Here is a 25,842-nt window from a genome sequence, read left to right as displayed (position 1 = left end):
CATAATCGCGCCATGGGCATTGAAATCGAACGCAAATTCCTGGTCATCAACGATGGCTGGCGATCCGCTGCGCACCGGGTGATCCCGATGGCGCAGGGCTACATCAACGACATGGGCGCGCTGGATCGCGGTACCCAGAACGCCTCGGTGCGCGTGCGTATCGAGGGCGACCATGCTGCGCTAAACCTGAAGTCGCGCACCATCGGCCACACCCGGCAGGAATTCGATTACCCGATTCCGGTGGAGGACGCGCGCGCGCTGCTGGCGCTGTGCGTGGGTGGCCTGATCGACAAGCGCCGCCATCTGGTCGAGCACGCCGGCCTGACCTGGGAAGTGGACGAGTTCCTCGGCGACAACGCCGGCCTGGTGGTGGCCGAGGTGGAACTGGACAGCGCCGACCAGGCCATCCAGCTGCCGGACTGGGCCGGCGCGGAAGTCACCGACGACGCCCGCTACTACAACGTCGCGCTCGCCAGTCATCCCTATTCACAGTGGTGAAACCCTGAAAAGAGGACGGAGGGGATTAAGTCGTCCTTACCCCGCCTGTGCGGAAAGCGACTTAATCCCCTCCGTCCCCTTTTTTCGGCGGGGGCGGGCCCCATGTCGGGGGGATGAGAATCGACATCTACTCCGACGTGGTCTGTCCCTGGTGCTGGATCGGCAAGCATCGTTTCCAGCAGGGCGTGCAGTTGCTGGGCGCCGATGCGCCTGAACTCGATATCCACTGGCAGCCGTTCCAGCTGGACCCGGACGCGGACGACACCCCGGTGCCGCTGCGCGAGGCTTATGTACGCAAGTTCGGTGGCGTCGAGCGCACCGAGCAGATCCTCGGCCAGACCCAGACCACGGCGCGTGCGGAAGGCCTGCCGATGGACTTCAGCCGGGGCCAGGTGCGGGTGACCACGCTGCCGGCACATCGGGTGCTGTGGCTGGCCGGCCAGCACGGCGTGCAGGACGCGGTCGGGGAGGCGCTGTTCCGCGCCCACTTCGAGCTTGGCCAGAACCTGGCGGACAGCGCGGTGCTGATCAAGGCCGGTGTGGCGGGCGGCCTGGACGGCGGCGAAATCGCGCAGATGCTGGCCTCCGACCGCGGCCTGGCCGAGGTCGAGGCCAAGCTGGCGGAGGCGCATGCGCTGGGCATCTCCTCGGTGCCGACCTTCGTCATCGATGGAAAGTGGGCCATTTCCGGGGCGCAGCCCCCCGAGGCCTTCGCCAACGCCCTGCGCCAGATTGCCGCCGAACAGGGCGCCCCGGCCACCCCGGCTGGCGACGACGAGGCCTGCGGCCCGGACGGCTGCAAGGTCTGAGCAGATCGGGGTCAGAGCCCCTTTTTCTGACCACTGCGCCTGTCGGCCGGTTCTGCGACAATGCGGCACTGCGCCATGCGGGCGCGCGTTGTGGAGATCGACCATGCTGCTGATCGGCGTTGCCGGCACCGAACTGACCGCCCAGGAACGTGACTGGCTGCAGCACGATGCCGTGGCCGGGGTGGTGCTGTTCAAGCGCAACTTCGCCTCCCGCCAGCAGGTGACCGATCTGAGCGCGGCGATCCGCGCCGCCGCGCCGCGCCCGCAGCTGATCTGCGTGGACCAGGAAGGCGGTCGCGTACAGCGTTTCCGCGAGGGTTACAGCGATCTGCCGCCACTGCAGGACATTGGTGCCCTGTATGCCACCGACCCGCAGCAGGCCTTGGCATTGGCCGAACGGCACGCCTGGCTGATGGCCAGCGAAGTACGCGCCAGCGGCCTGGACCTGAGCTTCGCGCCGGTGGTCGACCTTGGCCGTGGCAACCGTGCCATCGGCAACCGCGCCTTCAGTGAAGACCCGCAGGTGGTGGCCGCGTTCACCGCCGCCTACGTGCGTGGCATGCACTCGGTCGGCATGGCCGCCACGCTCAAGCATTTCCCCGGCCACGGCACCGTGCTGGAAGACACCCACGTCGATACCGCGATCGATCCGCGCGCGCTGGACGAGCTGCGTGCGCAGGACCTGGTGCCGTTCCAGGCCGGCATCGCCGCCGGTGCCGATGCGGTGATGATGGCGCACGTGATCTACCCGCAGATTGCGCCTGAACCGGCAGGTTACTCGCCGCGCTGGATCCAGGACATCCTGCGCGGCGAGCTCGGCTTCCGTGGCGTGGTGTTCTCCGACGACATCGGCATGGCCGCCTCGCACAGCGCCGGCGGCGTGCCGGCGCGCGTGCACGCCCATCTGGACGCCGGCTGCGACGTGGTGCTGGTCTGCCACCCGGAGCTGGTCGATGAAGCCCTGCACGCGGTGCAGGGGCGCTCCCTCAATACCGCTGCGCTGCTGGGCCTGATCGGCCGCGGCGCGCTCGGCTGGGACGGCCTGCTGGCCGATGCCCGCCATGGCGACACCCAATCCCGTCTGCTTGAAACCCTTGGAAGAACCGTCTGATGCCCAACCTCACCATTTCCCAGGCCCTGGCCCAGGCTGACCTGCTGGTCGACCGCCCCACCATCGACAAGGCCATCGCTGGTATCGCCGACGCCATCGCGCGCGATTACAAGGGCGAGGTGCCGCTGTTCCTGTCCATCATGCACGGTGCGCTGCCGTTCGCCGGCCAGCTGGCGCTGGAACTGGGCGCGCGCGGCCAGGACGTGCAGTTTGATTACCTGCACGCCACCCGTTACCGCGGTGAAACCACCGGCGGCGACCTGGTCTGGAAGCACAAGCCGGCCACCTCGCTGTTCGGCCGCCGCGTGCTGCTGGTCGACGACATCCTTGACGAAGGCTACACCCTGCAGGGCGTGCGCACCTGGTGCCTGGAACAGGGCGCAACCGACGTGCGCATCGCCGCGATGACGGTGAAGAAGCACGACCGCGCGCTGCCGGACGTGACCGCCGACTACGCCGGCATCGAACTGCCGGACCGCTACGTGTTCGGCTTCGGCATGGACGTCAACGAAACCCTGCGCTGCGTGCCGGCCATCTACGCGATGAAGGAATAACGGCGCAGCCGCCCGCGGCGCGTCTTCTTCTGCCGCCGGCATCCTCGGGTGCCGGCGTTCGTCTTTTCATGGAGTGCTTCGAATGCAACAGATCGCCCTGGCCGTGATCGGCGGTACCGGTGTCTACAACCTGGCCAAGCTTGACGACGTGCAGACCCACGAGGTCGACACCCGCTTCGGCCGTCCGTCGGGCCCGGTGCGCGTGGGCACGCTGCTCGGCCATCGCGTGGCGTTCCTGGCGCGCCATGGTGAAGGCCACTCGCTGCCGCCGCACAAGATCAACTACCGCGCCAACCTGGCCGCGCTGCAGCAGCTGGGCGCGCAGCGCGTGTTGGCGTTGAACACGGTCGGTGGCATCACCGAGAACTTCGGCCCGCGCGTGCTGGCCTGCCCGGACCAGATCATCGACTACACCTGGGGCCGCATCAGCACCATCTGTGAAGAAGAGGGCACCGATGTGGTCCACGTCGATTTCGGCCACCCGTACACGCCGATGCTGCGCAGCAAGATCCTGGCGGCGGCCAAAGTGACCGGCGTCACGGTCCATGACGGTGGCTGCTACGGCGCAACGCAGGGCCCGCGCCTGGAGACCATCGCTGAAATCGCCCGCATGCGCCGCGACGGCTGCGACCTGGTGGGCATGACCGGCATGCCGGAAGCCGCGCTGGCACGCGAACTGGGGCTGGATTACGCCTGCCTGGCGATCATCGCCAACTGGGCTGCCGGCTGTGGTGATGGCGAGGAGATTACGATGGCCGAAGTGCTGGCCAACGTACAGGCGGCCAGCAACGGACTTCCGGAACTGGTGGGCGAATTGGCGCGGGGGTGATTGTCTTCCCCGAGCAAGCTTTGCATACTCAGCTTGTGCGCGGGTTCAGCGTACACCACCCATTCATTGCATAAGGTCTCGCATCACCATGCCGAACGGTACCGTCAAGTGGTTCAACGACGCCAAGGGATTTGGCTTCATCTCGCCGGAGGATGGCAGCGCCGACGTGTTCGCGCACTTCTCCGCCATCAACTCCAAGGGCTTCCGCAGCCTGCAGGAAGGCCAGCGCGTCACCTATGACGTGACCCAGGGCCCGAAGGGTGCCCAGGCTTCGAACATCACGCCGGCCGAGTGATCCACTCGACAGTGCGTTGAAAACCCCGCTTCGGCGGGGTTTTTTTTTGCGCGGCGTGCCCGCGGCCGGTTCGCGGTCCACCCGCCTCGGGCACAATGTGGCCATGACGGAACGACTGCGTATCGCCGTGATCGGCTACGGCACCGCTGGACAGGCAGTGTCCATCCTCCTCACCCGTGACGGCCACGAGGTAGAGATATTCGAGCGCGTGCCGACGCCGGGACCGGTGGGTGCCGGTTTCCTGCTGCAGCCCAGCGGCCTGCAGGTGCTGTGGCAGATGGGCCTGCTGGATGCGGTGCGCGCGCATGCCGCGCCGGTGCACCGCCTGTATGGCGACACGCCATGCGAGCGCGCGGTGATGGACATGCGCTACGACGGTCTGGATGCGCGCCTGCATGGCCTGGGCATGCAGCGTGGGGCGTTGTTCTCGCTGTTGGACCAGGCGCGCGCGGGGGCAGGCAATCTGCATGCGGGCGTCACCATCGCCGCCGTGGATGCCGAGCAGGGCCGCCTGCGCGACAGCGAAGGGCGCCTGCATGGCCCGTTCGACCTGGTGGTGGCCGCCGATGGCGCGGCCTCTACGCTGCGCAGCACCATTGCCGGCGGTGCCGGGCTGGACCGCGTGTATCCGTGGGGAGCGCTGTGGTGCCTGTTGCCGGCCGAAGACTGGCCGCATGTGCAGGAGCTGCGGCAGCGCTACGTGGCCGCGCGCAAGATGATCGGCCTGTTGCCGGTCGGCACGCGCCCCGGCGATGACACGCCGCGCCTGAGTTTCTTCTGGAGCCTGCCACGCACCGACTTCGAGCGCTGGCAGGCCGATGGCATGACGCCCTGGCTGGACGAGCTGCATGCGCTGTGGCCGCAGGCCAGTGCGCGCTTCGCCCACCTGCGCGATGCCGGCCAGCTGGCGCGCGCGGTCTATCGCGATGCAGTGATGACGCGCTGGCACCAGGGCCGCATGGTGCTGGCAGGTGATGCGGCGCACGCGATGAGCCCGCAGCTGGGGCAGGGGGTGAACATGGCGCTGCTCGATGCGCTGGCGCTGCGCGATGCGGTGCGCACGCATGGCGGTGGTGCCGAAGCGTTGCAGGCCTACCAGGCGCAACGCAGGGCCCACGTGGCGGTCTACCAGCGCTGGAGTCGCTGGCTGACGCCGCTGTTCCAGTCCGATCGCGATGCCTGGGCGAAGACGCGCGACGTGCTGCTGGGCCCGATGGGGCGCCTGCCCGGAGGCCGTGGCCACATGCTGCGCGTGCTCAGCGGCACGCAGCAGGGGTGGTTCGGTTCGCTCACGCTGGATCCGGCCTTCATCGACGCATTGGCGACGACGATGGAGATACCTCGCAGCAACGCGATCACGGCCGGCGCGTGAAGCGTGCCGTCACGTGAATTAACGGTTGCCTCACCGCGGATGTGCGAGAAGTAGCTTGCACGCGACTGCGCGTCGCCCGTTTTCCTTTCCGTGATCAACATCGCGCGTGGCCCGGGCAGCGCTGCTGTTGCGGCCTGTTGCGGCCCGGACGTGCCGCTTGATGTTGAAGAGGAGGACGCCATGTTGTTCGCGGTCGAAGAGCTGGAATCGGAAATCTGCAAGCTGCGTGGACTGCTGCAGATGCTGCACGAGGACCAGCCCGACGTACTGGAGGATGTATTCGAGTTCCATGTCGGCAGCCTGGTCAGCCATGCATCGCCGGAACACCACGCACGCATCCGGACCTGCGCGCAGGAGATGCTGGCGGCAATCCAGGCCTTGCCGCGGCGGCGTGAGAATGACACCCCTGATTTCCAGTTGATGCCGCAGCTGGGCATTGGCCCGGCCTGAGTCAGGCGACCGGCAGTTCCACCAGGCCGCTTTCCACGCAGGCGATCATCTGTTCGCCGCGGGCGGGGGCAGGCACGATGCCTGCAGTGAATGCGGAGAAGGCCGGCAGGACCGTCATCCGGTCACGCAGCCAGAACGCGGGGAAGCGCCGTCGCAGTGGCTTCAAGGCAACCTGCGGGTGCAGATGCCCGGCGATCACATGCAGCGCCGCATCGGGCATCGGCTCATGCCGAAGCAGGAACGGCCGCAGTCGTACTTCATCGTGGATCTGGACCTGCAACTGCGCATGCGGCAGCTGGCGGTCGTGATTACCGCGCAGGACATGCACGTCCAGCGAAGCATTGCGTTCACGCCATCCCAGCCATTGCCGGTACCACGCAGCGCGATGCGCCGGCCCATGCAGGATGTCGCCCAGGATCCACAGCTCGCGGCAGGCATGCAGGTCCAGAAGCCGCTGCAAGCGTTGCAGGTCTTCGCCGGTGCCGCCGCTGGGCAACGCGATGCCGGCGCGACGGAACACATCGGCCTTGCCCAGGTGGAGGTCTGCGATCAGCAGTGCCTGCCGCGCGGGCCAGTACAGCGCACGCGCGCCCACCAGGACCACGGACTCACCGGCAAGCAGCAGCGGCAATTCATCGGTCATGGCGGCGCTCCAGTTGCTGGGCCGCGCGCTGCACGCGCACACGCCAGTCTTCATTGCTGAACTGACCGCGCAGGCGTTCAGCCCACAATGGAAAGCCCAGCGGCGTGAGTGATGACGGTCGCTGCAGCGACAGCTGCTGCGTGCCGATCCGCTCCAGTACCTGCTGCACCCCCGGCAGGTCGAGGCTGTCGTACAGCACTTCATGTTCCGCCAGCGCCAGCAGCAGGTGTTCCGGATCGTGCTCGCGCAGCACGTCGTACAGCAGGCCCGCGGACGCCTGCAGCTGGCGCAGCGACCGTGGCATGCCACCGGGCAGGCTGGGCACCAGCAGGCCCGCTACGCGTGCGATGCCCCGGAACTGACGTCGCGCCAGCTCGCCCAGGTTCACTGCCTCGCGCAGATCGGCCAGCAACCGGTCATTGCCGAACAACGCACGCCATTGCGCCTCATCCAGATCGATCGGCCGCGCCGGCGCCAGCACCAGGCCATGATCGTTCACCGCATAGCCAATGCTGTTGCGTTGCTGGCGGGTGCAGCGCAGCGCCAACAGCGCGGCCAGTGCCTCGTGTACGTGGCGGCCGGCAAAGGGGTAGACGAACATGAACTGGCCTTCGCGGCGCCGCACCTCTTCCACCAGCAGGTGCTCTGGGCCGGGAAGCGCCGACAGCTGTTGCTGCAGTGCCAGCAACGGTGACAACCAGCGGGATTCGGCACTGTCGTCGGCGCCGGACAGCACCCACTCCAGCTCACGGCCGAGTGGCATCGACAGCGGCAACTGGCCTCCCTGCCAGCGCGGCACCACACCATCACCGCGCCCTCGTGCCCGCCGCACGAAAGCGGTCATGTCGCGCAGCTGCACCAGTTCCAGCAGGCGCCCGGCGAACTGGAAACGGTCGCCGCGACGCAGGCGGCTGGCGAACTGCTCCTCCACTGCACCAAGCCCGCCACCGCGCAGGAACTGCACGCGCACGCTGCCATCGCTGCTGATGGTGCCGATCGACAGGCGGTGCCGCAGCGCCTGGCGGCGATCGTGCATGCGGTAGCTGCCATCGGCATCGCGCACGACCTTGTGGAAATCGGGGTACTGCGCCAGCGCCTGCCCACCCTGCACGATGAAGTCCAGGACGGCCCGCCATTGTTCATCGCCCAGCGTGGCGAAGGCATGGGTGCGACGCACCTGCGCCAGCAGCGCATCACTGTCAAAGCCGCCAGCGAGGGCGCGGCTGACCGCATGCTGTGCCAGCACGTCCAGTGACAACGTCGGCGGTCGACGCGCTTCGACCACGCCTTCGTGCAGTGCGCGGCGCACCGCTGCATATTCGGCCAGTTCCAGTGCGTGGCTGGGTATGCAGACGATGGCCCCCCCGGCGCCGGGACGATGGCGTGCGCGCCCGGCGCGCTGGCGCAGCCGCGCCACGCCCTTGGGACTGCCCAGCTGCAGTACCTGTTCAACCTCCGGGAAATCCACGCCGAGATCGAGGCTGGAGGTCGCCACCACGCAGCGCAACGCGCCTGCGCGCAGGCCGTCTTCCACCTGCTGGCGCAGTGCTGGATCCAGCGAGCCATGATGCAGTGCCAGCGTGTCCGCGTCTTCCGGCCATACCGCCGCCAGCGCCTGGTGCCACAGCTCGGCCTGCGCGCGGGTGTTGGTGAACAGCAGGCTGCTGCGTACGGCCATCAATGCGTCCAGCACGCGCGGCAGCTGCGCCAGGCCGAGATGCCCCGCCCAAGGGAAACGTTCACCCGGCTCCGGCAGCAGGCTGCGCACGCTGATCGCGCGCGGACGAACGCCCTGTACGATCGGTGCATCCTGTTGGCCAGGCAGCAGCACGTCGCGGGCCTGCGGCAGGTTGCCCAGCGTGGCCGACAGTCCCCAAAGCTGCAGGGAAGGAGCGGCGTCGCGCAGCACCGCCAGGTTCAGCTGCAGCAGGACGCCGCGCTTGTTGCCCAGCAGTTCATGCCATTCGTCCACCACCACGCAGCGCAGCTGGCGCATGCGTGGCAGTGTGTCGGGATAGCTCAGCAGCAGTGCCAGCGATTCCGGCGTGGTCACCAGTACGTCGACGCGGCCTTCGCGGGCCTGCCGGCGCTCGCGGTTGCTGGCATCGCCGCTGCGAAGGCCGACCCGCCAGCCCAAGCCCAGCCCGTCGACCACTGCCTGCAGTGCACGTGCGGTATCACTGGCCAATGCCCGCAGCGGCGTCACCCACAGCACCTGCAGCGGCCGCACCGCGCTGGCCCGGCGCGGTGCCGACGGTGGATCGAGCATCGCCTGCAGCAGCGGGCCGCCGAACATGGCCAGCGTCTTGCCGCTGCCGGTGGGGGTGTGCAGCAGCCCGGAGTCGCCTGCCAGATAGTGCCGCCACATCGCGCGCTGGAACGGCAGTGAGCGCCAGCCGCGCGCAGCGAACCAGTCTTCCAGCCGGCGCAACGCCTGGCGGCGGTTCATCGCGCCAGCGCCTGCAGCGTGGCCAGCTGATCGGCTTCGGCGGCGGGCTTGTCGTGGCGCCAGCGCAGGATGCGGGGAAAGCGCACGGCGATGCCGGATTTGTGCCGGCTGCTGCGGTTGACTGCCTCGAAGCCCAGTTCAAACACCTGTTCGGCACGCACGCTGCGCACCGGGCCAAACCGTTCACGGGTGTTGGCGCGGATCCAGCGATCGAGGGCCAGGATTTCCTTGTCATCCAGGCCCGAATAGGCCTTGGCCACCGGCACCAGCGTATCGCCGTCCCAGACGCCGAAGGTGTAATCGGTGTACAGCGTGCTGCGCCGTCCATGGCCGGCCTGCGCGTACAGCAGCACGGCATCAATGGTCAGGGGGTCGACCTTCCATTTCCACCAGTCGCCGCGCCGTCGCCCTGACTGGTAGGCGGACGTCCGGCGTTTCAGCATCAACCCTTCGACGCCCCGCTCACGGGCGGCCTCCCGCAACGTGGCCGCCTGCAGCCAGTCTCCAGCGGGTACGTCGGGCGACAGCTGGATGCGTGTGTCGCCCAGGGCACCGATGACCTCGGCCAACTGTGCACGCCGTTGCTGCAGTGGCAGCCCGCGCAGATCCTCGCCATCGCGTTCAAGCAGGTCGTAGGCAAGCACGCGTACCGGGGTGTTGCGCAAGGTCGCTGCACCGGGCTTGCGACGCTGGATGCGGGTCTGCAGCGCGGTGAAGGCGCGCGGCAGGTCGTCGCTCTCGTCCCAGGCCAGCAGTTCTCCGTCCAGCACGCAGCCGTCGGGCAGCGCCATCGCGGCCTGTTCAATTTCCGGGAAGCGGCCATCCAGCCGTTCCTCGCCACGTGACCACAGCGCCACTTCACCGCGTCGGCGCAGCAGCTGCAGACGGATTCCATCCCATTTCCACTCCAGCAGCCAGTCTTCGACCGGACCCAGCCGTTCGCCCGGTTCGCCCTCCAGCGGTGAGGCCAGGAAGAACGGGTACGGCTGCTGCCGGTCCAGTGGCAGTTCATCCGGCGACAGCAGCTGCCCCAGCAACCCGGGAGAGGGCACCCACTCGCCGAGCATGCGCTGGGCGATGCGCGCGATGTCCAGGCCGGACCATTCTGCCAGCGCCTGCTGCACCAGCCGTTGCGAGACACCCACGCGCAGCGCGCCGGTGAGCAGCTTGTTGAACACCAGGCGCTCGCCGCTCCGCAGCTGCCGCCAGCCGGCGACGACCGCCGCACGGCGCACCACTTCGGGCTGGTTGGCCACCGCCAGCAGATGCTGTTCGATCCAGTCCGACAACGGCCGGTCGGCGGCGGGATGCAAGGGGTCATCCAGCAGCAGTGTCAGTGTTTCGGCCAGATCGCCGACCTGAGCGTAGCTGTCTTCCACCAGCCAGGCGGGAAGTCCGGATTCCTCGGCAATCCAGCTGCGCAGCTCACCACTGGCGGCGATCCTGCGGCGTGCGCCGCCGACCTTGCCGCCGCTGAGCAGGTACAGCGCCCACGCCGCATCGTGCGCCGCTGCGTGGCGGAAGTAGTCGACCAGTGCGGCGCGCTTGTCCAGCGTCGCAGTACTGCGGTCCAGGCGCTGGTAGAGCGCGGCGAACGCCTTCATTCCTCGCTCCCGAAGTCGGTGCGAAAGGCTTCAGCCGCCACGCCGCGCTCGCGCAGGAACGGAATCAATGCATCGGTATTGCCATGGGTGGCGATGACCCGCTGCGCGCCGGTCTGTTCGATGGTCTGCAGCAGCGCGGGCCAATCAGCGTGATCGGAAATGACGAAGCCCCGGTCGACGTTGCGGCGCCGCCGGTTGCCGCGCAGTTGCATCCACCCCGAGGCGAACCCCAGTTGATGCGGTCCGAAGCGGCGCATCCACGGCGTGCCTGCGGCCGAGGGTGGGGCCAGGATCAACTGGCCGGCGGCATCGGGTTGACGCCCCTGTTCGGCGACGGTGAGCGTCTCCAGCATCGGGATGTTGGCCTGCCGGTAGACCGACACGCCATTGGCGATGGCGCCGTGCAGCCACGCGGGGCGGTCGTCCAGTGGCAACAACTCGGCCAGCACCCGCTGCGCCTTGCCGAGTGCATAGCACAGCAGGATCGCCGCTTCGCCACGTTGTTCGCATTCGCGGCGCCACGCCACGATCTCTGCGGCGACCGCCGGGGTGTCCGGCCAGCGATAGATCGGCAGCGCGAACGTCGCTTCGGTGATGAACGTATCGCAGGGCACCACTTCGAAGGGCGTGCAGGTCGGGTCGGGTTGGCGCTTGTAGTCGCCGGACGCCACCCACACCCGTTCACCATCGTCGATGCGCACCTGGGACGAACCGAGCACATGACCGGCCGGATGCAGCGATACCTGCACCCGGCCCAAGCGGAACGGCACCCCCTCGGCGTGCGCCTGCACGCCAACATCGCCCAGCCGCCAGCGCAGGATCGGCAGGCTTCCTTCGCTGCAGTGGTATTCGCCCATGCCCGGGCGCGCGTGGTCGCCGTGGCCATGGGTGATGACCGCGCGCGGCACCGGGCGCCAGGGATCGATGTGGAAATCTCCCGCAGCGCAGTACAGCCCCTCCGGACGCAGCACCACCAGATCGTCATTGCCTTCCATGCGGCCACTGTGGCCTGCGCTTCGTGCAGGCGGTGAGAACCGGCCTGAACACGGGCTTGGCGGGGCATGCGGCACAATCGGACCGCATACCTCTTGCCGCCAGGATGGACCGGATGAGTGGACCCAGCTTCAGCAGCAACGCGCCGTTTGAAACCCATGTGGTGCTGAACCAGCCGCCACCGTTCGCGGGACGCCAGCTGTGGACCGACGATGTGGCGTTGGCGGAGGCGGTGCATCGCGAGGGTGCCGGTGCCTTAGCGCCACGCCTGGCCGTGTACGGAGCCTTGGCCGGCGACGAGCTGTACCGGCTCGGCTTCGATGCCAACCGTGATCGCCCGCAGCTGCGTACGCACGATGCGCAGGGCCACCGCATTGATACGGTCGAGTTCCACCCTGCGTACCACCAGCTGATGTCCGCAGCGAAGCAGCATGGCGTGGCGGGTTTGTCCTGGCACGAGCCGCAGCCCGGCGCACACGTCGCGCGTGCGGCGCTGAGCTACCTGCACCACCAGGCCGAAGCCGGCACCAGTTGCCCCTTGACCATGACCCATGCGGCGGTGGCAGTGCTGCAGTCGCAGCCGCACCTGGCCGAATGGGCGCGCAAGGCCGCCGCGCCGGTCTATGACCCGCGCGACGTGCCGGTGGCGGACAAAAACGGCATCACGCTGGGCATGGGCATGACCGAGAAGCAGGGCGGCTCGGATGTACGTGCGAACAGCACGCGCGCCGAGCCGATCGATGGCGAACGTTACCGCCTGGTCGGCCACAAGTGGTTCTTTTCCGCGCCGATGTGCGATGGCTTCCTGGTGCTGGCGCAGGCGCCGGGCGGGCTGACCTGCCTGCTGATGCCGCGCCGGCTGGCCGATGGCGACCGCAATGCATTCAGGCTGATGCGGCTGAAGGACAAGCTGGGTGACTGGTCCAATGCGTCCAGCGAGGTCGAGTTCTGTGGCGCGCAGGCATGGCGCGTGGGCGAAGAAGGGCGTGGCGTGGCGACCATCATCGGGATGGTGATGATGACCCGCCTGGACTGCATGCTGGGTGCGGCCGCGGAGATGCGCATGGCGCTGGCGCAGGCGCTGCATCATGCACGCCATCGGCGCACCTTCGGCAAGCTGCTGGTGGAGCACTCGCTGATGACCAACGTGCTGGCTGATCTGGCGCTGGAGTCGGAAGCGGCCACGGTGTTGGCGATGCGCATCGCACGCGCGGTGGATCGTGCCGGTGTGGATGCCAATGAAGCGGCGATGGCGCGGTTGGGGACGGCGCTGGGCAAGTCCTGGCTGTGCAAGCGTGCGCCGGCCTTCGTCAATGAAGCGCAGGAATGCCTGGGCGGTGCCGGCTACGTGGAGGAGTCGATGCTGCCCCGACTGTACCGGCAGGCACCGTTGAATTCGATCTGGGAGGGCAGCGGCAACATCCAGTGCCTGGATGTGCTGCGTGCGCTGGCGCGTGAACCGGAGGCGATGGCGGCGTTGCGCGGTGAGCTGGCGTCGGTGGCTGACCGTGATGCGCGCTATGCAGCAGCATTGCAGCGTTGGGCAGCGGCGCCGCCACCGGAGGAAGCGCAGGCGCGGCTGTTCTGCGAGCGCACTGCGCTGCTGCTGCAGGCGGCGCTGCTGCTGCGTGCGCGCAGTCCGATGGCGGAGGCGTTCGTGCGTAGCCGGCTGGAAGGGGAGCATGGGTTGGCGTTCGGGACGCTGCCGGCGGGGCTGGAGCTGACGGCGATGCTGGCGCGCGCGCTGCCGTAGGGGCGGCCCACGCCGGCTCTCGACACCTACGCTGACAGATTTTCATCAGATAAGGCTCGGGCGCGCCATCCATGGCGCTTACGCCCCTGCGCAACCTACCCGCGCGTCCTTGGACACTTTCCGTGGGCGCACACCACGGAATCAACAGAAGAAGCAGGGAGCGAAAAGCAGAAAAGCCGCGGCAGTGCCGCGGCTTTTCCTGTAGCGCCGAGCCGGTGCTCGGCTGCCGGTAGGGCTTAGTGCTTGGCTTCTTCCTTGGCGGCGTTGGCCTTGGCGTCATTGGCGACATCGCGGGCCTTGTCGGCGACCTTCTGCGCGGCGTCGGCGGTGGCGTCGCTGGCGTGCGCGGCGGCGTCGGTTGCGGCGTCCTTGGCCTTGTCGGCGGCGTTGGCAGTGGCGTCTGCGGCCTTGTCCAGCGCCTGCTGGGTATCGGCGGCGGCCTGCTCGGAAGCGGCGGCGGTCTTGTCGGCGGCTTCGCGGGTGGCGGCAGCAGCCTTGTCGACGGCGTCGCGGGCGGCAGCGCCGGCGCTGTCGGCCGCCTGCTGTGCGTCCTGCTTGGCCTGTTCGGCTTCCGGGCCCTTGCAGGCGGCCAGGGCCAGCAGCAGGGAGGCGGCCAGCAGGGTGGTGGTGATCGGACGAATCTTCATGGCGGTCTCCGGCACTGCAATGGATGGGGACGCCAGCCTATTCATGCCGTTGTGAAGACCGGGTCGCGATGCAGGGGCTTGATCGCCGGCATCCACGCAAAGAAAAAGCCGCTGGCGAACCAGCGGCCTTTCCGGAACAGCGTGAAGAAAGAAGTTATTACTTCTTGGCTTCTTCAGCAGCGTCCTTGGCCTTCTCAGCGGTGCCTTCAGCAGCCTTGGCAGCGTCAGCAGCAGCGCCGGCAGCAGCGTCGGTGGCAGCACCGGCGGTCTGGGCAGCGGCGTCGGTGGCGGCGTCAGCAGCGGTGGCGGCGGTGTCAGCGGCCTGCTGGGCAGCGTCGGCGGTCTGGGCGCCAGCAGCGGCGGCCTGGTCGGCAGCAGCCTGGGCTTCGGTGGCGGCTTCGTTGGCCGAAGCGGCGGCGTCCTGGGCAGCTTCCTGCTTCGAGCAGGCGGCCAGGGCCAGAGCCAGGGACATCGCGACCAGCAGCTTGTTGATGCTCATTGTGTAAATCCTCGTCGTTAGAATTAGGCAACGCGCATGCTGCGCGCCGACAACATGATGACAAGCCAAGATTGGGTGTCAAGCGATCCCGCATTCATTTTTGCGAAATCATCGTTAAATCTTTTTAAATCAATTCGATGGCGATTGCCGTTGCTTCGCCGCCGCCGATGCAGAGGGTGGCAATGCCGCGCTTGCCACCACGCGTGCGCAGAGCGTTGACCAGGGTCACCACAAGACGTGCGCCGGAGGCACCGATGGGGTGACCCAGTGCGCAGGCGCCGCCATTCACGTTGAGCTTGTCGTGAGGGATGCCCAGTTCGCGCATCGGGGCCATCGCCACCACGGCAAAGGCTTCGTTGATTTCGAACAGATCGACCTGGTCCAGCGACCAGCCGGTCTTGCCCAGCAGCTTGTGCAGCGCACCGATCGGCGCGGTGGTGAACCACTCCGGCTCCTGCGAGTGGGTGGCGTGGCCGACGATACGGGCCAGTGGCGTGATGCCTCGCGCGGCGGCGTCCTCTTCGGTCAGCAGCACCACCGCGGCGGCACCGTCGGAGATGCTGGAGGAACTGGCGGCGGTCACGCTGCCGTCCTTCTTGAAGGCCGGACGCAGGGTCGGGATCTTGGCGATGTCGGAGCGCCCCGGCTGCTCGTCGATGGCGACCTCGACCTCACCCTTGCGGGTGGCGACCTTCACCGCGACGATCTCGTCGGCGAACGCACCATTGGCCTGGGCAGCCTGCGCGCGCTTGACCGACTCGATCGCATAGGCGTCCTGCTCTTCGCGGCTGAACTGGTACTTGTCCACCGCGCACTCGGCGAATTCGCCCATGGCCTTGCCGTCATAGGCGTTGACCAGGCCATCGTGGGCCATGTGGTCGACCGCCTGGAAGTTGCCGAAACGGTTGCCGGTACGGGAGTTCGGCAGCATGTGCGGGGCGTTGGACATCGATTCCATGCCGCCGGCGACCACGATGCTGGCCGAGCCGGCCTTGATCAGGTCATGGCCGAGCATGATGGTCTTCATGCCCGAGCCGCACACCTTGTTCAGCGTGGTGGCACCGGCCGACAGCGGGATGCCGGCGGCGATCGCCGCCTGGCGGGCGGGCGCCTGGCCGAGGTTGGCCGGCAGCACGCAGCCCATCAGGACTTCGGAAACGTCGCTGGCCGGGACACCCGATTGTTCCAGCGCGGCGGCGATGGCTGCGGCGCCGAGGGTCGGGGTCGGCACACCGTTGAACTGGCCGAGGAAGGAGCCGATGGCGGTGCGCTTGGCGGCGGCGATGACGATGTTGGACATGGCAATCTCGTTGATGCGTAGGCAATGTTCGGAAAGGAGACCGGAGGCCGTTGGATGCGCCCCGGTTTCCCGGCAGACTGCGTGGGGGTCGGCCCAAGTATAGAGGGTCGGGGAGGGCTGCCGCTGTGCGGCGCCGAACGCCTGCCGGGATGAAGGCAGGCCAACGTTCACGGGAAGGAATCGATGGAGCGAACGATGATGGTGAGGTCTGTGCTGGCAACCGCGCTGGCGATGGCGCTGACGGCCTGTGGTGGAGGCGGCGGAGGCGGCAGCAACGTGCGCGTCGACCCGCCCCCGACCACGCCGACGCCTCCAACCACGCCTCCGCCGACGACACCACCGCCGGCCAAGCCGCAGGAGCCGGCCTTTGATGCGCATCTTTCAGTCACCAACGCGCGTGCCGCACAGGCCGCCGGCCTGACCGGGCAGGGCGTGCGCATCGGCATCGTCGATTCGGGCGTGCAGCGCAACGCGGTGGCCTTGAATGGTCGCGTGCTGGCCAACTTCAATTACATCGATCCCGCCAGGAACAACCTGGCGGTTGATGACGTGGTCGGGCATGGCACCGCCGTGGCCAGCCTCGCCGCCGGCGCAGCAGTGGGGACCTGGCCGGGCGGTATCGCGCCAGGCGCCCAGATCGTCTCGGCAAGGATCATTTCCGACAAGCCGCCGACCGATGACGGCAGTGGCCAGGGCAATGCCTTCAGTGGGCCGCTGGGCGTGGCCCAGGTCCACCAGGACCTGATCAGCTACAACGTGAAGGTGATGAACAACTCGTGGGGCGGCCTGTACTGGACCGACCTGCCGACCACCGCGCAGGTAGCCGCCGAATACCGGCCGTTCGTGATCAACCACGGTGGCCTGGTGGTGTTCGCCGCCGGCAATGACGGCCGCAGCGAGCCGAGCAGCCTGGCCGCGCTGCCCAGCCAGAAGGGCGTGGCAGGCACGCTTCCGGCGGCCGATCTGGAGCGCGGCTGGCTGGTGGCCACGGCGGTGGACCCGTTTACGCCGGGCGCGCTGGCCAGCTATTCGAATGCCTGCGGCCAGGCGGCCCGCTACTGCCTGGCGGCGCCGGGCAGCGCGGTCTACCCGGATGCCAACGGTGGCAGCTACTACTGGAACTACGGCACCTCGTTCGCCGCGCCGCTGGTCTCCGGTGCGGCGGCGCTGGTCTGGCAGCGCTTCCCCTACTTCAACAACGATCTGGTGAGGCAGACCCTGCTGGGCACTGCCAAGGACATCGGTGCGCCCGGCGTGGATCCAGTGTTCGGCTATGGCCTGCTCGACATCGGTCGCGCGATCAACGGTCCCGGCCGCTTCGACTGGGGCGATGTGGTTGCCAACGTTGATGCCGGCTCGACCAACTCGATGTGGAGCAACGACATCACCGGCAGCGGTGGCCTGGTCAAGCAGGGCGGAGGCAAGCTGGTACTGGCCGGCAACAACAGCTATTCCGGCGCCACCCGCATCGAGCGCGGCATCCTGACGCTGCAGAACGGTGGCGTGATCCGTTCAAATGTGACGATCCTCGCCCAGCCCGACCCGGACTCCACCGGTCTGCAGTTCAACGGTGGCACGCCGCGGGTGATCGGCAATGTGGTCAACGGCGGCAGCGTGTTCCTCACCACCGGCAACACCACCGGCACCATCGAGGGCAACTACACCCAGCAGCCCGGCGCGCAGCTGATGATCGCGCTCGGTGCCAACGCACTTCAGGTCACCGGCAACGCAACGATCAATGGCGGTGTGCGTGTGCACGGCTTCGTCTCCGGCTATGTGCCGCAGAACGGAGCGCGCCAGGACCTCATCCACGCCGCGGGTGGCCTGAACGGCACCTTCAGTACCCAAGCCACTTCCACCGGCCTGCAGGGGCTGACCCTGGTGGCACCCACGTATGGCTACGACAGCAACAACGCCTGGTTGAACGTGAACCAGGTCAGCGTCACCGCCGCAGCCAGTGGCCTGAGCGCCTCCGCACAGGCCGCAGCGCAGCGCCTGGAAGGCGCATTCGCAGTGCTCGACGGCAACACCGGCCTGCAGGGATCGCCCTTCGGTGCGGCAGCCGGTGCGCTGCAGTGGGCCGGAGGCGGCCAGCAGGGCCTGGCCGACAGCCTGCAGAGCCTGTCCGGCCAGGCGCATGCCCGCGCCGAGGCCGCCACCTTCGACAGCATCGACATGTCGCGGCGTGCGATTGCCGAGCGCTTCGATCGTGTACAGGCCACCCCGCGCCTGCGCGGGAGCTGGCAGAGCGCGCTGGGTGAGGCGGGGCAGGGCAGCTTCGCCGGCAACGCCGCCGACAGCCGGGGCTGGATGGCCGGCCAGGATCTGCCGCTGGGCGGCAACGGCCTGATGGGCGTCGCCTTCGGTGAGACCCGCAGCAATGGTGGCAGCAGTTTCGGCGGCGATCGCGGGCGTGATCGCCAGGCGCAGGCACAGTTGTACGCTGGCTGGAACCTGGGGCGTGGCTATGCGCTGGCCCAGTTCGGCAGTGGCCAGTTCACCCGCGCGCTGGATCGCCAGCTGCTGCTGGGTGCGGGCGCCTATGGTGTCTCGGCGCGTTACGGCGGGCGTTTCAGCAGCGCCAGCGTGGAAGGCGGATATCGCCTGGGCCGCGCAGGGGCTTCGGTGACGCCCTACCTCGGTGCCAGCACCACGCGTGTCGATACCGATGCGTTCAATGAGCTGGGCGGTTTCGGCTTCGGCCTGCGGGGTGATGCCACCCGCGCGCAGCGCAGCCAGATGCTGGCCGGCATCCGTGGCGAGCGGGGCTGGGGGCGTTGGAACCTGCGCGGACACGCCGAGTGGCAGCAGCGGCTGGACGGCGGTGACGCCGATTGGCAGGCCAGTTTTGTCGGCGTGGATGCCTGGGCGCCGCTGGCAGGCTGGAATGCGCCGCGCGGCAGTGCGCTGATCGGCGTCGCGCTGGAATCGTGGTGGGGCCGCAATGGCCGCTTGAGCCTGGGTTTCGACCAGCGTATCGGTGGCGAGGGCGCGCGGCAGGCTGCGTTGCGCTACAGCACCGGGTTCTGAGCAATCGGTCGCGCCGGGAAGGCTCCCGGCGCGACGTCTGCAGCCTCAGCCGCCGCGCAGGTTGCCCAGGCGCGGAGTGCTGCGGCCCAGCGGCATCTTCAGCTTGCCGATCGACAGGATGCGGCTTTCCGCAATGCGATCGGCGGCCCGCTGCGGCGCGATGTTCTCGCGCTGCGACAGTTCGAAGATGCGGGTGAGGTTGTGGTAGATGCTGCGGATCAGGCGCATCGCGCGTTCGCGGTTGTAGCCGTCGATCTCCAGCGACACGTTCATCACACCGCCGGCGTTGACAGCGTAGTCCGGGGCGTAGAGGATGCCGCGCGCATGCAGTTCGTCGCCGATCTCCAGGCTCGACAGCTGGTTGTTGGCAGTGCCGCAGATGATCTTGGCCTTGATCCGCGGCAGCGTATCGGCGTTGATCGCGCCTTCCAGCGCACACGGTGCGAACACATCGGCGTTCACTTCGTGGATCTCGTCCGGCTTGACCGCCTCGGCGCCGAAATCGCTGACTGCACGATCAACCAGGGCACTGTCCAGGTCGGTGACATACAGTTTGGCACCGCGGTCACGCAGCAGTTTCACCAGTTCCATGCCGATGTGGCCCAGGCCCTGCACCGCGATGCTGGTCTTGCCTACTTCCTCATGGCCGAACTTGAAGCGCATCGACGCCATCAGTGCCTGCAGTGCGCCGTAGGCCGTGAAAGGCGCCGGATCGCCGGAGCCACCATGGACCTGGTGCACGCCGGTCACGAACTGGCTCTCCAGGTAGATGTTCTCCATGTCGTTGACGTCGGTGCCAACGTCCTCGGCGGTGATGTAGCGGCCGCCCAGCGAATCGACGTAGCGGCCGAAGGCGCGGAACAGTACCTCGGTCTTGTCCGTCTTCGGGTCGCCGATGATCACCGCCTTGCCGCCGCCCACGTTGAGCCCGGCCAGCGCATTCTTGTAGGTCATCGTCCGGCTCAGCCGCAGCACATCGGCCAGCGCCTCGTCGGTGCTGGCGTAAGGGCGCATGCGCACGCCGCCCAGGGCGGGGCCCAGGGTGGTGTTGTGGATGGCGATGATCGCCTTCAGGCCGGCATCGTGGTTGTGGCAGAACACCACTTGTTCGTGGCCGGTGGTGGCGAGGGTTTCGAATAGCATGGCGTCTCCGATGGCGCGAACCGCGGCGAACTGCAGCGAACGGCCAGTGAACGGTAGGGTCCCAAAAACAAAAAAAGCGACGTCGTCAGTGCAGGGGGACGGGTCGCGCGGCGCCATTCTAGTCCATTCCCCCGGTCGCTGCCGTCGACATCGGCGCCCTTCCGGTTAAAGAAGATGAAAGTGCGGCCGATGCTGCGACGACGGCGGGTGGCCGGATTCGCGTGAAGAGGCAGGGCGGTCAGTGACGGCAAGGGCACCACAACGACAGGGCAGGCGGCGATGACGCCGGCCTGGTGGCGATCGCTGCGCGGCTGGCTGGCGCGTTCGACCGGGGCGGCTCCGTTGCGCCTGGCGGCCGTATCGCGACAGGCGGTCGCTGCTGCCGCAGCCAGCCTTCAGGGCGAGGCGCTGCAGGCCGGTGAGATCGCCGCCCACCTGCAGCGCGGCCTGCATGCACTTGCCCTGTACCCACGGCTGGCCGGCGAGCCTGCCCCCGTGCAGGATCCGGCACTGGGCGAAGCGGTGGCGCGCGCGCTGCAGGACCGTGACTGGGCCGCCCGGCACCTGCCGCGGCGCCCGCAACTGCTGCCGCAGCTGATCCAGACCGTCAACGACGATGCCGCCTCGGCACGGGTGATGGCGGCCATCATCGGCCAGGACCCGGTGCTGACCGGAAATCTGCTGCGCATCGCCAACAGCCCGGCCTACAAGGTGCATGAGCGGCCGGTGGAAAGCCTGCAGCGTGCGGTGACCCTGGTCGGTACCGAGGGCGTGCGCCAGATCATCAGCGCGGTGCTGGTGCAGCCGGTGATGCAGGTGCAGTGCGGCATGTTTCCGCAGTTCAGCACGATCATCTGGGAGCACGCACTGCTGGCTTCGCGTGCGGCCGCCGATCATGCGCGCACGGTCACCTTCGGTGATGCCTTCGCTGCGCAGTGGCTGGGCCTGGTGCAGGGGCTGGGGTCAGCGCTGGTGATGCGCCAGCTGCTGCAGGAAGCGCAGGCACGCGACGAAACCGTGGAGCCGGCGCTGGCCCTGCAACTGCTCCAACAATGGTCGTTGCCGCTGGCACAACGCGTGGCTGCAGCCTGGGAGCTGCCCGAGCCCGTGCACCAGGCACTGGCGCCGGAGGCCGATGGCCCACTCGCCGACAGCCTGCGTCTGGCCAGCGCTGCGGCGGCAGCCAGCCTGCTGTGCCGGCATGGACATGCCGGCCAGAGCCGCATGCTGGCCCTGCTCGAACAGTTGCCTTCAGCGCCGCCGCATGCCCTGCGTTGGATCTGGCGGCGCCTGCATGGACGCAGCGTGGAAACACGTGATGAGGCCGGACAGGAAGAGGCGGGTCCAACGCCCTGAGCGCTACAGCTGCGATTCGACCGGCAGCCAGCTGATCACCCGCGACAACCAGCGTTTGCGCGCCGTTGCCCCCGGCTCCTCCTCCACCCAGTGCGGTGGCGGTTCGCGCTCCAGCCAGCGCAACCGGCGACGGTCATCCAGCGCCAGCCACCAGCTGTGCCTGGGATCAGCCAGGCGCAGGTACTCGTCCCGCAGCTGCGCGCCCAGCACCGGATCGTCAAACAGCACGCCCATCTCGGTGTTCAGATAGGCCGAGCGCGGGTCGAGGTTGAACGAACCGACAAAACCGCGGCGGTCATCGACCAGGAACGCCTTGGTATGCAGGCTGGCGCCGCTGCTGCCGAACACGCCGGCATCGCCGGACTGCCCTTGTGCCTTCAATTCGTAAAGGTGGACGCCGGCTTCGAGCAACGGCACGCGGTAGCCCATGTAGCCACCATGCACGGCGGCGACGTCATTGGCGGCCAGTGAGTTGGTGACCACGCCGACCTGCACGCCCCGCCCGGACATGGCCGAAAAGCCATCCAGGCCCTCGTTGCCGGGAACGAAGTAGGGCGAGATCAACAGGGCCTTGTGCCTGGCGGCCTGCAGCTCGCTGATCAGGGTCGACACCAGCCAGGCAGCGCGATCGTCCTTGCGGTGCTTCATCGGCGGGTCGGACACGATGCGCACTGCACCGCTCCAGCGCAGCGGCTCGGGGCTCGGGCGCTGCCGCTTGCGTGATTCGGCTACGCGCGCCAGGTACGGCCGGGCCACGTCCCGCTGCGCCTCATGGTCCGATTCGCGCACCAGCAGGCGCAGCTGTGCGTCGGTATGGAAGGCAAGCGCGGATACCGGAATGGCGGTTTCGCTGTTCCAGTAGTCGTCGAAGATGCGGTTGGCCTGCTCCACGGCGGGGCCGGCGACCAGCAGGTCCAGATCCTGGAAGTTCACATCGGTGCGCGCGCTGAAATACTCCTCGCCGATGTTGCGGCCACCGACGATCGCGACGCGGCCATCGGCGATCCAGCTCTTGTTGTGCATGCGGTGGTTCACGCTGAAGAAGCGCTGCACCATCTCCACCATGCGCAGGATGCCGGTCCGGTTGCGGAACGGGTTGTACAGGCGGATCTCGATGTTCGGATGCGCATCGAGCGCCATCATCAGCGCGTCCTTGTCCTTGGCATTCATGTCATCAAGCAGGATGCGCACGCGCACGCCGCGCTCGGCGGCGTCATACAGCGCCTTGGCCATCAGGTGGCCGATCAGGTCGTCGTGCCAGATGTAGTACTGCAGGTCCAGGCTGCGGCCTGCGTGCGTGGTGATCATCGCGCGTGCGGCGAAGGCATCCATGCCATCACTGAGGAAGGCCACGCCGGACTGGCCGGGATGGGCCTCCTGCAATGGCACGATCTGCTGGTCGATGCGGGTCTGCGCCGGCTGCAGTGGCAGCACATGCGAAGGCGTGCCCCGTGCCTGCGGCGTGAGGTGGTCGGCCAGCAGCAGGCCGGACAGCACCAGCAGCACCAGCACGGCGAGGATGATCGCAGCAACACGCAGCAGGCGTCGCCACAGCGGCTTGGGCAGGCTCATGCCCCGATGGTAGAGCCACGCCATGCGTGAAGGAATGCCTGCAGGATCGACAGGGGGTCAGAGCCCTTGCCTTCGGCACGGAATCCCACCCCGAGGGGGCGTCACCGATGGGGTCGGATCCCTTTCCACAGGAAAGGGCTCTGACCCGCACACCTCAGAACCGCTCGTCGCTGCCCAGGTACCGCCACTGCCCCGGCGGCAGCGGCCCCAGCGCCACGCGTCCGATACGCAGGCGGCGCACCCCGGTCACCTGCAGCCCGGCGGCTGTCACCGCTGCACGCAGGCCCTTGGCGGTAAGCCCCTTGCCGGCAAAGCGCAGGCGTTGTTCGCTCTGCCAGCTGACCTTGCCGCCGCCGGCCTCCTGCTGCAGACGCGCCATCAGCCATGGCCCACGCTCCGGGCCGCCTTCGGCCACTTCGATCAGGTATTCCTGTTCGGTGCGGCCAAGATTGCGCTGCAGATGGGCCAGCGTGGCCGGATCCTGGCTGACCACCACCAGGCCGCTGTCGCTGGCCGGAAGCGAGGCGGCCAGCTGCAGGCCATGGAAGTGACGCTGCAGCGGACGGATGTCGCTGGCATCGAGTTCGCTGCGGCTGTCACTGCTGACCAGCGCGCACAGGGTCTCAGCGGCAACGCCGGCCGGCTTGTTCAACAGCATGCTGACCCGCTCGGCCTTTTCATCGCTGGCCTGCTCGGCCACAACGATCACCGCGCTGTCATCGACCAGGCGCTGCGGCTGCTCCACCACGTCGCCGTTGACCGTGACCCAGCCGCCTTCGATGTAGCGTCGCGCTTCGCCGCGCGGGATGCCGAGCAGGGCGGACAGGCGTTTGTCGAGACGGATCGGTTCCATGGCGGAAAGGTCGGGCAGGGGGCGCGCAGTGTAGCTGCTGCGGCCGGTCAGCGCTGGCCGCGGTTGGCCAGCTCCGTCAGGTACAGACGGGTATCGAACTCCAGCTGCAGGTACTCCGGCTCCATGTGCTGGCACAGCTGGTAGAAGGCCTTGTTGTGGTCGGCTTCCTTCAGGTGGGCCAGCTCATGCACCACGATCATGCGCAGGAACGCTGCTGGTGCCTGGCGGAACACGGTGGCGATGCGGATCTCGCGGCTGGCCTTGAGGCGGCCGCCGTGCACGCGGGAAATGGCGGTATGAGTGCCCAGCGCGTGCTTGATCACTTCCAGCGTGTTGTCGTAGCAGACCTTGTTGAGCGGCACCGACTTGCGCAGGTAGCGGTCCTTCAGCTCCTGGGTGTAGTCGTACAGCTGGCGGTCGCTGCGCACTTCATGCGGGTCGGGGTAGCGCTGCTGCAGCCAGGGGCCGAGCTTGCCCTGCGCCAGCAGTTCGCTGACCTGGGCGACCAGGGGTTCGGGATAGCCGGTGAGGTACTTCAGGACTGCCATGCAGGGGCGGCGGGGCGTCGGTAGAATGGGGCATCCAAGATTACACGCGGTACGCACCGACCATGGCAAAGCCCAACGCGCTGCAGGAACAATTGCTCAAGGCCGGCCTGGCCAAGAAGTCGCAGGCCAGCGCCGCCGCGCGCGAGCAGGCCAAGGCCCGCCAGGGCAAGGCCGAATCGACCTCGGCCGAGGTCCAGCGCGAGGCTGAACGCGTCCGCGCCGAGAAGATCGAGCGCGACCGCGCGCTGGCCGCCGAGCGCAATGCGCAGGCCAGGCAGGCTGAACAGAAGGCGCAGGCGAAGCAGATCATCGCGGCCCATGCCGTGCCCCACAAGGGCGATGACGAGTACCGCTTCAGCGATGGCACGGCGATCCGCACCCTGCTGATCGACCCCAAGCTGCGCAAGGCGCTGTCGGTTGGCGTACTGGTTATCGTTGCCCACGGCGACGGTTACGCGCTGCTGCCACGTGCTGCTGCCGAGAAGGTGCGTGAGCGCGCCCCGGAAGCAATCATCGTCGACCACGGCCAGCCGGGCTCGACCGCCGAGATCTCCACCGGCAACGCCGAGGACGACGCCTACTACGCCCAATTCCAGGTGCCCGACGACCTGGTCTGGTAAGCAAAAAGGGGACGGAGGGGATTAAGTCGCGATCGACCTGATTGAAGCCCTCCACGTTCTGCTCAGATTGCTGAAGATCAGCCGGGCATGGCTCGGCTCAACACAGGTCTGCTCCTTTGTGCGCGGGTGTATCGTCCCCATATCAGGCGACACACCTGCGGAGGATGGCCATGGCCACCGGTTGGGCGGGAGACGGCGCGGTCCAGGACCAGATCGACGCCACCGTCGACGATGCGATTGCCCGCGCGCGGCGCCAGCTGCGGCAGGGCCCTGGTCTGGAACACTGTGAGGAATGCGACGCACCGATTCCGTTGGCGCGGCGCCAGGCCGTGCCCGGGGTACGGCTGTGCGTGGCGTGCCAGCAGGCGCACGACGACGAAGAGCAGGCGCATGCCGGCTACAACCGGCGTGGCAGCAAGGACAGCCAGCTGAGGTAAGGGGTGTTTTATTGCAGGGCTGCGCCCTGCACCTGCAGAAGCAACGTCAACATCAAAGGCTGGCATTCCGTGGGTTGGCAGGGCGATGTCGGAGTGCGGGGACGCCGTGAACCCGTCCATGGGGGCTTGGCCGCGGCATCCATGCCGCGGACACCCCGCACTCCGACACCGCCCCGCCTCTGACAGATTTCCGCGATCTGTTGGAACCCGCTGCTGATGCCGACCGTTGGTCGGCACGGGGTCGGATTCAATTTTGACTATCGATATCTGACAGATGTGCCGACCAACGGTCGGCACCCACCAACAGCGCGCGGAATCTGTCAGAGGTGGGGCGGTGTGGGTGGGCAGGACCGTTGGCGCCATGGATGGCGCCATCGAGCCCCCATGGACGGGTTTACGGCGTGTCCTGACCACCCACACCGCCCCGCCATCCCACGGAATGCCGCTCTTGATCTTGCTTCGGCTTCGGCCTCTGCA

Annotated in this window: 24 protein-coding genes; 13 read left to right on the top strand and 11 right to left on the bottom strand. The window is 67.9% G+C overall.

Annotated elements, in window-relative coordinates:
* Nucleotides 1-12: 12 nt before the first annotated feature.
* The 8 genes from AC5P7E_RS02535 (at nt 13) to AC5P7E_RS02500 (ending at nt 5,918) form a co-directional block, all read left to right on the top strand.
* Nucleotides 13-498 (top strand): CYTH domain-containing protein, encoded by a 486-nt coding sequence (locus tag AC5P7E_RS02535; RefSeq protein WP_005414202.1) that lies wholly within the window; start codon nt 13-15, stop codon nt 496-498.
* A gap of 113 nt (nt 499-611) precedes the next feature.
* Nucleotides 612-1,307, top strand: a complete 696-nt coding sequence (locus AC5P7E_RS02530; RefSeq protein WP_005414203.1) for a DsbA family oxidoreductase — start codon at nt 612-614, stop codon at nt 1,305-1,307.
* Nucleotides 1,308-1,410: 103 nt separating this feature from the next.
* Complete coding sequence (gene nagZ / locus AC5P7E_RS02525) at nt 1,411-2,418, top strand: beta-N-acetylhexosaminidase (RefSeq protein ID WP_005410593.1); 1,008 nt, start codon at nt 1,411-1,413, stop codon at nt 2,416-2,418.
* Nucleotides 2,418-2,972, top strand: coding sequence for a hypoxanthine-guanine phosphoribosyltransferase (locus AC5P7E_RS02520; protein WP_005410592.1), 555 nt, complete (start codon nt 2,418-2,420; stop codon nt 2,970-2,972). Before nagZ ends, AC5P7E_RS02520 begins: the two co-directional genes overlap by 1 nt.
* An 82-nt stretch (nt 2,973-3,054) precedes the next feature.
* On the top strand, nt 3,055-3,801 hold the full coding sequence (locus tag AC5P7E_RS02515) for an S-methyl-5'-thioinosine phosphorylase (RefSeq protein ID WP_005410591.1): 747 nt from the start codon (nt 3,055-3,057) through the stop codon (nt 3,799-3,801).
* Nucleotides 3,802-3,889: 88 nt separating this feature from the next.
* Nucleotides 3,890-4,096, top strand: coding sequence for a cold-shock protein (locus tag AC5P7E_RS02510; protein WP_005410590.1), 207 nt, complete (start codon nt 3,890-3,892; stop codon nt 4,094-4,096).
* 103 nt (nt 4,097-4,199) lie between these two features.
* Complete coding sequence (locus tag AC5P7E_RS02505) at nt 4,200-5,468, top strand: FAD-dependent oxidoreductase (protein ID WP_114618709.1); 1,269 nt, start codon at nt 4,200-4,202, stop codon at nt 5,466-5,468.
* 180 nt (nt 5,469-5,648) lie between these two features.
* Nucleotides 5,649-5,918, top strand: a complete 270-nt coding sequence (locus AC5P7E_RS02500) for a hypothetical protein (protein WP_024958257.1) — start codon at nt 5,649-5,651, stop codon at nt 5,916-5,918.
* Nucleotide 5,919: 1 nt separating this feature from the next.
* On the opposite strand, the gene pdeM is transcribed toward AC5P7E_RS02500, so the two are convergent.
* From pdeM to AC5P7E_RS02480, 4 genes are read right to left on the bottom strand one after another with little or no spacing between them, the layout of a single operon-like run.
* Nucleotides 5,920-6,561 carry a ligase-associated DNA damage response endonuclease PdeM gene (gene pdeM, locus AC5P7E_RS02495; protein ID WP_114618678.1) on the bottom strand — a complete coding sequence of 214 codons (642 nt, stop codon included), beginning with the start codon at nt 6,559-6,561 and terminating at the stop codon, nt 5,920-5,922.
* Nucleotides 6,551-9,010 (bottom strand): ligase-associated DNA damage response DEXH box helicase, encoded by a 2,460-nt coding sequence (locus AC5P7E_RS02490; RefSeq protein ID WP_114618679.1) that lies wholly within the window; start codon nt 9,008-9,010, stop codon nt 6,551-6,553. Before AC5P7E_RS02490 ends, pdeM begins: the two co-directional genes overlap by 11 nt.
* Entirely contained in the window at nt 9,007-10,614 is a 1,608-nt protein-coding gene (locus AC5P7E_RS02485; RefSeq protein WP_099484530.1) for an ATP-dependent DNA ligase, read from the bottom strand. The genes AC5P7E_RS02490 and AC5P7E_RS02485 overlap by 4 nt, the downstream gene beginning before the upstream one ends.
* On the bottom strand, nt 10,611-11,609 hold the full coding sequence (locus AC5P7E_RS02480; RefSeq protein ID WP_005414211.1) for a ligase-associated DNA damage response exonuclease: 999 nt from the start codon (nt 11,607-11,609) through the stop codon (nt 10,611-10,613). The genes AC5P7E_RS02485 and AC5P7E_RS02480 overlap by 4 nt, the downstream gene beginning before the upstream one ends.
* 113 nt (nt 11,610-11,722) lie before the next feature.
* On the opposite strand from AC5P7E_RS02480, the gene AC5P7E_RS02475 reads away from it, so the two are divergent.
* Nucleotides 11,723-13,360: an acyl-CoA dehydrogenase family protein gene (locus AC5P7E_RS02475; RefSeq protein ID WP_329761724.1), complete on the top strand. Its 1,638-nt coding sequence runs from the start codon at nt 11,723-11,725 to the stop codon at nt 13,358-13,360.
* Between the two features lie 236 nt (nt 13,361-13,596).
* Here AC5P7E_RS02475 and AC5P7E_RS02470 read toward each other — a convergent pair whose 3' ends face one another.
* From AC5P7E_RS02470 to AC5P7E_RS02460, 3 genes are all read right to left on the bottom strand, one after another.
* A complete protein-coding gene (locus AC5P7E_RS02470) occupies nt 13,597-14,007 on the bottom strand; it encodes a hypothetical protein (protein ID WP_005410582.1) in 411 nt (136 codons plus the stop codon).
* 157 nt (nt 14,008-14,164) lie between these two features.
* A complete protein-coding gene (locus AC5P7E_RS02465) occupies nt 14,165-14,506 on the bottom strand; it encodes a hypothetical protein (protein WP_005410581.1) in 342 nt (113 codons plus the stop codon).
* A gap of 124 nt (nt 14,507-14,630) precedes the next feature.
* The gene (locus AC5P7E_RS02460) at nt 14,631-15,806 is read right to left on the bottom strand and encodes a thiolase family protein (RefSeq protein WP_005410580.1); all 1,176 of its coding nucleotides are present in this window, start codon (nt 15,804-15,806) and stop codon (nt 14,631-14,633) included.
* Between the two features lie 183 nt (nt 15,807-15,989).
* Here AC5P7E_RS02460 and AC5P7E_RS02455 point away from each other — a divergent pair, with 183 nt between their 5' ends.
* Nucleotides 15,990-18,836: an autotransporter serine protease gene (locus tag AC5P7E_RS02455; RefSeq protein WP_111118438.1), complete on the top strand. Its 2,847-nt coding sequence runs from the start codon at nt 15,990-15,992 to the stop codon at nt 18,834-18,836.
* A 45-nt stretch (nt 18,837-18,881) separates the two neighbouring features.
* On the opposite strand, the gene AC5P7E_RS02450 is transcribed toward AC5P7E_RS02455, so the two are convergent.
* Nucleotides 18,882-19,979: a Glu/Leu/Phe/Val dehydrogenase dimerization domain-containing protein gene (locus AC5P7E_RS02450; protein ID WP_005410578.1), complete on the bottom strand. Its 1,098-nt coding sequence runs from the start codon at nt 19,977-19,979 to the stop codon at nt 18,882-18,884.
* 279 nt (nt 19,980-20,258) lie between these two features.
* Here AC5P7E_RS02450 and AC5P7E_RS02445 point away from each other — a divergent pair, with 279 nt between their 5' ends.
* Complete coding sequence (locus AC5P7E_RS02445) at nt 20,259-21,335, top strand: HDOD domain-containing protein (RefSeq protein ID WP_111118437.1); 1,077 nt, start codon at nt 20,259-20,261, stop codon at nt 21,333-21,335.
* Between the two features lie 3 nt (nt 21,336-21,338).
* Here AC5P7E_RS02445 and AC5P7E_RS02440 read toward each other — a convergent pair whose 3' ends face one another.
* From AC5P7E_RS02440 to AC5P7E_RS02430, 3 genes are all read right to left on the bottom strand, one after another.
* On the bottom strand, nt 21,339-22,931 hold the full coding sequence (locus tag AC5P7E_RS02440; protein WP_111118436.1) for a phospholipase D family protein: 1,593 nt from the start codon (nt 22,929-22,931) through the stop codon (nt 21,339-21,341).
* Between the two features lie 130 nt (nt 22,932-23,061).
* Nucleotides 23,062-23,760 (bottom strand): RNA pseudouridine synthase, encoded by a 699-nt coding sequence (locus AC5P7E_RS02435; protein WP_049396640.1) that lies wholly within the window; start codon nt 23,758-23,760, stop codon nt 23,062-23,064.
* Nucleotides 23,761-23,807: 47 nt separating this feature from the next.
* Complete coding sequence (locus tag AC5P7E_RS02430; RefSeq protein ID WP_005414217.1) at nt 23,808-24,308, bottom strand: M48 metallopeptidase family protein; 501 nt, start codon at nt 24,306-24,308, stop codon at nt 23,808-23,810.
* A 62-nt stretch (nt 24,309-24,370) separates the two neighbouring features.
* Here AC5P7E_RS02430 and AC5P7E_RS02425 point away from each other — a divergent pair, with 62 nt between their 5' ends.
* Together AC5P7E_RS02425 and AC5P7E_RS02420 are read left to right on the top strand one after the other, a co-directional pair.
* Complete coding sequence (locus AC5P7E_RS02425; RefSeq protein ID WP_005414218.1) at nt 24,371-24,928, top strand: DUF2058 domain-containing protein; 558 nt, start codon at nt 24,371-24,373, stop codon at nt 24,926-24,928.
* A 170-nt stretch (nt 24,929-25,098) separates the two neighbouring features.
* Nucleotides 25,099-25,365, top strand: coding sequence for a DksA/TraR family C4-type zinc finger protein (locus tag AC5P7E_RS02420; protein WP_005414219.1), 267 nt, complete (start codon nt 25,099-25,101; stop codon nt 25,363-25,365).
* The last annotated feature ends 477 nt before the right edge of the window (nt 25,366-25,842 follow it).

Source organism: Stenotrophomonas sp. YJH_SMC_25 (assembly GCF_059369595.1).
The sequence above is the reverse complement of the archived record's forward strand: the minus strand, read 5'-3'. Positions and strand labels throughout refer to the sequence as shown.

Coding starts and splice junctions, on each gene's coding strand:
- AC5P7E_RS02535 (WP_005414202.1), top strand. CDS start 13: ATGGGCATTGAAATCGAACGCAAATTCCTGGTCATCAACGATGGCTGG.
- AC5P7E_RS02530 (WP_005414203.1), top strand. CDS start 612: ATGAGAATCGACATCTACTCCGACGTGGTCTGTCCCTGGTGCTGGATC.
- nagZ (WP_005410593.1), top strand. CDS start 1,411: ATGCTGCTGATCGGCGTTGCCGGCACCGAACTGACCGCCCAGGAACGT.
- AC5P7E_RS02520 (WP_005410592.1), top strand. CDS start 2,418: ATGCCCAACCTCACCATTTCCCAGGCCCTGGCCCAGGCTGACCTGCTG.
- AC5P7E_RS02515 (WP_005410591.1), top strand. CDS start 3,055: ATGCAACAGATCGCCCTGGCCGTGATCGGCGGTACCGGTGTCTACAAC.
- AC5P7E_RS02510 (WP_005410590.1), top strand. CDS start 3,890: ATGCCGAACGGTACCGTCAAGTGGTTCAACGACGCCAAGGGATTTGGC.
- AC5P7E_RS02505 (WP_114618709.1), top strand. CDS start 4,200: ATGACGGAACGACTGCGTATCGCCGTGATCGGCTACGGCACCGCTGGA.
- AC5P7E_RS02500 (WP_024958257.1), top strand. CDS start 5,649: ATGTTGTTCGCGGTCGAAGAGCTGGAATCGGAAATCTGCAAGCTGCGT.
- pdeM (WP_114618678.1), bottom strand. CDS start 6,561: ATGACCGATGAATTGCCGCTGCTGCTTGCCGGTGAGTCCGTGGTCCTG.
- AC5P7E_RS02490 (WP_114618679.1), bottom strand. CDS start 9,010: ATGAACCGCCGCCAGGCGTTGCGCCGGCTGGAAGACTGGTTCGCTGCG.
- AC5P7E_RS02485 (WP_099484530.1), bottom strand. CDS start 10,614: ATGAAGGCGTTCGCCGCGCTCTACCAGCGCCTGGACCGCAGTACTGCG.
- AC5P7E_RS02480 (WP_005414211.1), bottom strand. CDS start 11,609: ATGGAAGGCAATGACGATCTGGTGGTGCTGCGTCCGGAGGGGCTGTAC.
- AC5P7E_RS02475 (WP_329761724.1), top strand. CDS start 11,723: ATGAGTGGACCCAGCTTCAGCAGCAACGCGCCGTTTGAAACCCATGTG.
- AC5P7E_RS02470 (WP_005410582.1), bottom strand. CDS start 14,007: ATGAAGATTCGTCCGATCACCACCACCCTGCTGGCCGCCTCCCTGCTG.
- AC5P7E_RS02465 (WP_005410581.1), bottom strand. CDS start 14,506: ATGAGCATCAACAAGCTGCTGGTCGCGATGTCCCTGGCTCTGGCCCTG.
- AC5P7E_RS02460 (WP_005410580.1), bottom strand. CDS start 15,806: ATGTCCAACATCGTCATCGCCGCCGCCAAGCGCACCGCCATCGGCTCC.
- AC5P7E_RS02455 (WP_111118438.1), top strand. CDS start 15,990: ATGGAGCGAACGATGATGGTGAGGTCTGTGCTGGCAACCGCGCTGGCG.
- AC5P7E_RS02450 (WP_005410578.1), bottom strand. CDS start 19,979: ATGCTATTCGAAACCCTCGCCACCACCGGCCACGAACAAGTGGTGTTC.
- AC5P7E_RS02445 (WP_111118437.1), top strand. CDS start 20,259: ATGACGCCGGCCTGGTGGCGATCGCTGCGCGGCTGGCTGGCGCGTTCG.
- AC5P7E_RS02440 (WP_111118436.1), bottom strand. CDS start 22,931: ATGGCGTGGCTCTACCATCGGGGCATGAGCCTGCCCAAGCCGCTGTGG.
- AC5P7E_RS02435 (WP_049396640.1), bottom strand. CDS start 23,760: ATGGAACCGATCCGTCTCGACAAACGCCTGTCCGCCCTGCTCGGCATC.
- AC5P7E_RS02430 (WP_005414217.1), bottom strand. CDS start 24,308: ATGGCAGTCCTGAAGTACCTCACCGGCTATCCCGAACCCCTGGTCGCC.
- AC5P7E_RS02425 (WP_005414218.1), top strand. CDS start 24,371: ATGGCAAAGCCCAACGCGCTGCAGGAACAATTGCTCAAGGCCGGCCTG.
- AC5P7E_RS02420 (WP_005414219.1), top strand. CDS start 25,099: ATGGCCACCGGTTGGGCGGGAGACGGCGCGGTCCAGGACCAGATCGAC.